We start from the raw sequence: 6,758 nt of genomic DNA, 5'->3' as shown, positions 1-6,758 counted from the left end.
TGGATATGGAGGCGAGCAGTCAGTGGATTGCGAAATTGAGCCAGGATATTGGCAATCTAAGCGCAGAAAAGCCGGTATTGAATTTCCAGTTAAAGCCCGAACATCTTGGCAAGTTATCCGTCCGGATAACAGCGGGGACAGCGGGTGATGTCGTCCGGTTGGAAACCGAAAATGAAAATGTCAAAGCGTTGCTCATCGGAGCACAGGGCCGGTTGGAACAGGACATTCGGCTGTCAGGGTTAAAGCTGTCCCGTGTCGATGTGACGGTGCAGGATCATCCCGGATCGCAGCTTGGCCAGCAAGGTTCCGGTTCCCGTGAAAGCGGAACGGAAACAGGACGAAATGGCGATGCCCGTCCCCAAGAATATACGGCGCAGCAAAGCTCGCTAAGGCAACATGGACCAGATGTGGCTGCGGCCAATGGCCCTGCCGCCACTTCTTCCTATCACGGCGCGCGATACGCCTGAACCTTCCAGATATAATCGGAGAATATATATGGCTGACGTTAGTGAAGCTGAAATCGAGCGCCCCGAAAAGGGTCGCCGGATAAAGAAGTTGGGTATGTCCGCAATCATGCTGGCCATGCTGGGCGGCGGCGGTTTGGTCATAGGCTATTTTGCAGCAAATGGCTTTCATGTCGACGCGCGTTCAAACGAGCAGATGAGCCAGCCAAGGCTCGCCGCGAAAGAGGGCCAGCCGATTGCCGCGGCTTTGGCCAAATTGCAAGGTGAAACGCAGCAGAAGCCCCGGTTCAAGGAAAGCGCCTATAACGCGACCTATTATGCCATTGAAGAGCCGTTTACGTCGAACCTGAAAGGCAGCAACAGTTTCGCGCAACTCTCGGTTTCGGTGGCTACTTATTATGACCGGCAAGTGGTGGACAACATTGCTACGCATGAAACCGCAATCCGGTCCGCAATATTATTGACGCTTGCCGAACAGGAGCTTGCGCCTCTCGGCACGCAGCAGGGCAAGCGGGCGCTACAGAAATCGTTGACCAATGCAATTAACGGTGTGCTGAAAGAAAAAACCGGCTTTGGCGGTGTCAACAATGTCTATTTCACCAGCTTTGTGGTCCAGTGATGAAAAATCCGGTTCCTTACAATTTCGCCAGAAAATCAGCTCATCGCCAGAGTGATTCATCACCCTTGCGCCGGATATCGGACCGCTATGCAGTGGCTATGGCAAGCGCCATTGAGCATATCGCTGGCCACCGTACTGAAGTGACTGTCGAAGAGATAATTTTTTCGGATTTTTCAAAATGGTCAGGCGTGCTGGCACCATTGTCCAGCCTGTCAATCTTTCGTCTGTTGCCGCTGCGTGGTTCGATTATCCTGCATCTGGAAGAGACTATGATCAACAGCTTGATCAACGTCTATTTCGGCGGCGCGCCTGCTATTTGTGTGAAGCGGACGAAAGATGGGTTCCGTCAGACGGAAACACAATTGATCGACCGCCTTGCGCTCTCGCTCATGGAGCGTCTTGCCGACGTTTTTTCTGGCTATGGACCGATAAAGCCGGTGTTTCAGCGTCACGAAACCAGTGCGTCATATCTCACCGGCTACAAGCCCGAAGACCAGCTATTATGCCAGCCATTCCGGATTAGCATGGGCACGGATATTTCATGGCGGGCTGAGCTGGTTTATTCTCCGGATGCCGCGGAAAGCGCGATGGAGTTTATCCAAAGCCAGATCAGAGATTTGCCCGCAGAATCCGATCCGGAATGGGAACGGCAATGGTCCCGTAACCTGAAACAGATTTACCTGCCGCTACGGACGATAGTGGCGCAGCCGACGATGCGCTTGCCAGAGCTGTTTAACATGAAACCGGGCGATGTCATCCCGATCACACCGCGAGCCAAGCCGCCTTTGTTTATCGGAAACCGCAAGTTTGCGACCGGCACTTTGGGGGAGAAAAACGGCTGCGCCGCTTTCAGAATTGAACATATCGAACAGGGAGATACATGATGAACGACCCGAAACAAACTGGGGCGGCCAAGACTGTCAAAGGTGCTGCAAAATCGCAGGATAACGGGGAAACGGATGCGGGGAATGACAATTTTCGACTGCTAGCGGATATCCCGGTCCGACTGTCGGTTGAGGTGGGATCGGTGTCCAAACGACTTGCCGACATAATGGCGTTTCGGGAAGGCGAGGTGATCGAATTGGACCGGCAATCGGATGACCTGCTCGACATAAAGGTCAACGGCACGCTGGTCGCAAAGGGAGAGGTCGTCACTATTGATGGCCGCTTTGGTGTCCGGATCGCCGAGCTGGGCGATGTGGGTGCCAGCTTCCCGGCAATCGAGAGACGCTGAACATGACGGTTTATATAATCAAACTGTTGATTTTGTTACCGGTCATGGGCGGCCTGATATTCGCTGCGTTGTGGCTGTATCGAAAATATCAGCCAGCACTAGGCCATGCACACAAACAACGCAGCTTGAAGATAGTCGAAACCTTGCCACTGGGGAACTTTGCAAAGCTGGTCATCGTTGAGTTTGGCGACCGAAAGATCCTTTTATCCGTAACCAGAAGCCGGGTGGAACGGATTGCTGCGGATGGTGAGACAAGATGATCCGTTTCCTGGTCTTTGCTGCTGCGATGATCCTGCTGACGGGGCTGGGCGAGCCTGCCCTTGCCCAGGATGGTGGTTCAGGAGCATTGGGAAAAGCCCTTGATGATATTTCGGGTGATGGCAGGCCTTTAACCCTCTCTCTGCAAATTTTGCTGCTGATGAGCCTGCTGACTATATTGCCTTCCATCATTTTGATGATGAGCAGTTTTACCCGGATCATCATTGTCCTGTCGATCCTGCGTCAGGCATTGGGATTACAGCAAACACCGCCCAATCAGGTGCTGGTAGGGCTGGCATTATTGCTGTCATTATTCGTCATGCGTCCGGTAATTGATACGATCAACGTCGATGCCTATTCGCCTTTCGGGGAAGGGGAGATACCGGTTGAAGAGGCGATCAGCCGGTCCGGTGATGCCCTGCACGGGTTCATGATAAAGCAAACGCGGCAATCGGATTTGAAGCTCTTTATGGAGTTGGGCGATGAGCCTCCGGTTGCCCGGCCACAAGATGTCCCGTTCTCCGTGCTGTTGCCCGCTTTTGTGACGAGCGAGTTGAAAACCGCTTTCCAGATCGGTTTTCTTATATTCCTGCCATTCCTCATCATTGATCTGGTGGTCGCGTCAACCCTGATGGCGCTTGGCATGATGATGCTGTCTCCGACAATAATTTCCATGCCTTTCAAGCTGTTGCTTTTCGTTCTGGTCGATGGCTGGGCGCTGACAATGGGCACATTGGCCGGTTCTTTTGCGGCTTAGAGGGAGAGGGAAAGATGACCGACAGCAGTGATTTTTTCATTGGCATGGCACAGCAAACGCTTTGGATTACCGCACTTGCCGCCGCTCCGATATTGGTGCCTGCGCTGCTCGGCGGCTTGTTGCTCGGCATGGTTCAGGCGGCAACCTCCATCAACGAAGCAACGCTGAGTTTCGTACCCAAATTGCTGATCGTTGCTATCATGCTGGGGCTGTTCGGTGGGTCGATCATGTATCTGATCGTCGATTTTACCCATGATGTTTATGATCGCATACCGGCGCTGTTGGTCTGATAGCTGATATGATCGCGCCCGGATTTGCTGGATTGGAAGAACAGCTCTGGCTGTGGCTTTTCGCCATGATCAGGCCGGGCGCTGCTTTCTTTGCGGCTCCCGTTACGGGCGCGAAAACAGTTCCGGTCCAGTTGCGGCTTATTATTTCACTGGCGGTCGGGATTGCAGCAATTGGCGGGGCGGGTATCACATTACCGCAGGACGGGTTGATCAGCGTTTCCGGCTTTGCCCTGATTGCCGGAGAGGTGGTCATCGGCCTTTCCATCGGTTTCACAATCCAGATCGGTTACGCCGCAGCCTTTGTCGCGGGGGAGACGATCAGCAATGCGATGGGCCTTGGCTTTGCATCGATGTCGGACCCGCAAACGGGACAATCTACGCCTGTTATTGGTCAGTTCTTGTCGATAATTGCGACGCTTATATTCCTGGCCATGGATAGCCACCTGATACTCGCCTCTATCATAGTGCGCAGCTATGAAACCTTGCCGCCGGGAAGCGGACTGTTGTCAGGGGATGTTGCGCTCCGGCTCGCTTATTATGGTGGGTCATTATTTGTTGCGGGACTGGCCATTGCCTTTCCGGTCGGATCGGCATTGCTGCTGGTGCAGATCATCATGGGGCTTCTTGCGCGCTCGGCCCCGTCGATGAACCTATTTGCAGTGGGTTTACCAGCGACACTGACGCTTGGGCTGGTGATGCTGGCCATGGCCGCTCCTTTGATGATTGACGGTATCGGGAGGGCGCTGATCCAGTCGCTTGAATATAGCCACACTATGGCGAGCGGCGGATAAGGGGCGGCTAATGGCAGATGGACCACCGGGCGGCGGAGAAAAAACCGAAGCACCAACTCCGAAACGCTTACAGGACAGTGCGAAAAAAGGTGATGTCCTGCAATCCAGGGAACTGGGCGGAGCGATGGTCGTGATTGCGGGTGCCCTGGGATTTGCCATGTTGGGCGATATGGTAATGGACGGGCTGGCGCAGATGGTAACCAGCGGCCTGACCATAGAGCGCAGCGATATCGAGCATTTCAACCCCGGGGCGCGGACCTTTCGCCACCTTGGCAAGATAGCCCTGCCGTTTCTTGGCCTGTTCGGCATGACTATACTGGCCGCCATTGCCACGCCGATAATGCTTGGCTCACTTGGGTTTCGCTGGTCGGCTATGAAACCGAAGGGGGACAAGCTGAACCCTGTAAACGGCCTGAAACGCATGCTCGGCACGCGCGGGTTGATTGAACTGGCGAAATCCTTGGCGAAGGTGATCCTGCTCGGTTGTATCGGGTTATGGCTGGTCTATGAAAACCTGCCTTACATGTTAGCGCTGGGCGCTCAGGATATGCGCTCTGCCGTTGGGCAGTTTGCCGATATGTTTGTCATTGTCATCATGGTCATGGCCGCAGGTTTCTTTGTCATTGCGGGCATAGATGTGCCTGCGCAGATATTTCAGCGTAACAAGCGTTTGCAGATGACCAAACAAGAGGTGAAGGACGAGCACAAGGATATTGAGGGATCGCCGGAACTCAAATCGGCTGTGCGGAAAAGGCAGCAGGAAACACTGTCCCGCTCCGCACGAAAAGCGATGGAAGAAGCGACGGTTGTGCTCAATAATCCCACGCATTTTTCGGTCGTGCTGCGCTATCGTCCGGGGATGGATGCTGTTCCGGTCGTCCTGGCTCGGGGGAGAGGAGAGGCCGCGGAAGCTATCCGGAAACTGGCCGAGGAAAAGATGGTGCCGATGCTCCAATATCCCATGCTGACCCGTGCCATTTATTTCACGACGCCAGTGGGCAGTGCGATTGATGAGCGGCTTTATGTAGCGGTCGCAACCGTGCTGGCGTTTCTGTTCCGTCTTGACGCGCAAATTGCTGATGAACTGGACCGTCCGCATATCGACCTGCCTGAAGAGCTGCAATTTGATAGCGACGGCAATTTCAAAAATTGATCTAAAGGCTTCGTGATCGCTGCCGTTTTGAGTTTCATGTTTGATTCCATATCCAATCTCATCGGCTCCGGCACAGGCGTGAACAGCGGTCAGCTTGTGGCTGACTTGCTTGCCGCATCCCGCGAACCCAAGCTTGCCATTCTACAGGACCGCCAGCAAACCAATGGCCTGAAAATTTCGGCTTTGGCCTCGGCCTCGGCATCGCTAGATACATTTACCAGCGCGTTGACCGGCTTGCTAAATGGCCGCGCCTTTGCCGGTGATCTGGTTTCCAGCCAGCCGTCTCTTGCGGACGTTGGTTTTGTCGATGGGGCACGGCCGCAAGGGCTTCCGGCCACGCTTGAAATAATGCAGATCGCGTCGGCGCGCCGTTTGGCGTCTGCCCCTGTAGCGGATAGCAATGTCGCACTTGGTGCCGGAACCATGACAATCACTAATGCGAGTGGCAGCTTTGATATCATGTTGACGCCGGGTCCGGACAGCCTTGCCGATCTTGCCGCTGCCATCAATCAGGCGGGGGCAGGTGTGTCAGCCGCCATCATAGCTGACAATGATGGTGCGCGCTTGATTCTCGAAGGGCAGGAAGGGGCTGATCAGGCTTTCACTGTCTCCGGTGATTTTACAGATTATAATTACCCGCCGGGCGGCGCTGGCATGACATTGATCAGTGAGGCGGCTGATGCTCTGGTTAAAATTGACGGTGTGGATTTGCGTTACAGTGGCAATAGCATTGAAAATGCGGTTCAGGGCATATCGATCAATTTGAAAGCCGCAGCACCCGGTACATTAATTACCATTAGCGGCGATCAGCCGACGACAACGATTGCCAATCTCGTCACGGAATTTGTTGATGCGTATAATCAGCTCCGTTCCGCATTGAATGATGCCACGACTGTCGCTGATGACGGCAGCGGAGGTGTGCTTACCGGAGATGCAGGGGTGCGGGAGATGATACGCTCGCTAGGGCAAATCGGTGCGACGCGGCTGGTCGATAGCGGCCCTTATCGCGCTTTGTCAGATATTGGCGTGAAAACAGAGCGTGACGGAACGCTCTCCATTGACCGCGAGCGTCTTGATGCCGTGCTGGAAAATGATGCCGACGCAGTGTCGAACATGCTCGACCCGCTGGTGACCGATGACAATAATCCTGGAATTGCGGGTGTGTTACAGACGATAAGGGACCGGTTACAGG

At 54.3% G+C, this 6,758-nt stretch carries 10 protein-coding genes; all 10 read left to right on the top strand.

Annotation, left to right across the window (positions count from 1 at the left end; genetic code table 11):
* A partial coding sequence (locus tag VIN76_RS00690; RefSeq protein WP_332039889.1) for a flagellar hook-length control protein FliK occupies nucleotides 1-467 on the top strand: 467 nt, incomplete at its 5' end.
* Nucleotides 468-495: 28 nt separating this feature from the next.
* A complete protein-coding gene (locus tag VIN76_RS00685) occupies nucleotides 496-1,083 on the top strand; it encodes a flagellar basal body-associated FliL family protein (protein ID WP_332039888.1) in 588 nt (195 codons plus the stop codon).
* Nucleotides 1,083-1,967, top strand: coding sequence for a FliM/FliN family flagellar motor switch protein (locus VIN76_RS00680; protein ID WP_332039887.1), 885 nt, complete (start codon nucleotides 1,083-1,085; stop codon nucleotides 1,965-1,967). Before VIN76_RS00685 ends, VIN76_RS00680 begins: the two co-directional genes overlap by 1 nt.
* Entirely contained in the window at nucleotides 1,967-2,317 is a 351-nt protein-coding gene (fliN, locus tag VIN76_RS00675; protein ID WP_332039891.1) for a flagellar motor switch protein FliN, read from the top strand. The genes VIN76_RS00680 and fliN overlap by 1 nt, the downstream gene beginning before the upstream one ends.
* Nucleotides 2,318-2,319: 2 nt before the next feature.
* A complete protein-coding gene (gene fliO, locus VIN76_RS00670) occupies nucleotides 2,320-2,577 on the top strand; it encodes a flagellar biosynthetic protein FliO (RefSeq protein WP_332039886.1) in 258 nt (85 codons plus the stop codon).
* Nucleotides 2,574-3,332, top strand: coding sequence for a flagellar type III secretion system pore protein FliP (gene fliP, locus VIN76_RS00665; protein WP_414696242.1), 759 nt, complete (start codon nucleotides 2,574-2,576; stop codon nucleotides 3,330-3,332). Before fliO ends, fliP begins: the two co-directional genes overlap by 4 nt.
* Nucleotides 3,333-3,346: 14 nt before the next feature.
* Entirely contained in the window at nucleotides 3,347-3,622 is a 276-nt protein-coding gene (locus VIN76_RS00660) for a flagellar biosynthetic protein FliQ (RefSeq protein ID WP_332039885.1), read from the top strand.
* A gap of 8 nt (nucleotides 3,623-3,630) precedes the next feature.
* Nucleotides 3,631-4,413, top strand: a complete 783-nt coding sequence (fliR, locus tag VIN76_RS00655) for a flagellar biosynthetic protein FliR (RefSeq protein WP_332039884.1) — start codon at nucleotides 3,631-3,633, stop codon at nucleotides 4,411-4,413.
* Nucleotides 4,414-4,423: 10 nt separating this feature from the next.
* Nucleotides 4,424-5,566 carry a flagellar type III secretion system protein FlhB gene (locus VIN76_RS00650; RefSeq protein WP_332039883.1) on the top strand — a complete coding sequence of 381 codons (1,143 nt, stop codon included), beginning with the start codon at nucleotides 4,424-4,426 and terminating at the stop codon, nucleotides 5,564-5,566.
* A gap of 36 nt (nucleotides 5,567-5,602) precedes the next feature.
* The coding region (fliD, locus tag VIN76_RS00645) for a flagellar filament capping protein FliD (RefSeq protein ID WP_332039882.1) at nucleotides 5,603-6,758 on the top strand (1,156 nt) is incomplete at its 3' end.

The organism is Parasphingorhabdus sp., assembly GCF_036568145.1.
Lineage (GTDB): Bacteria > Pseudomonadota > Alphaproteobacteria > Sphingomonadales > Sphingomonadaceae > Parasphingorhabdus.
The sequence above is the reverse complement of the archived record's forward strand: the minus strand, read 5'-3'. Positions and strand labels throughout refer to the sequence as shown.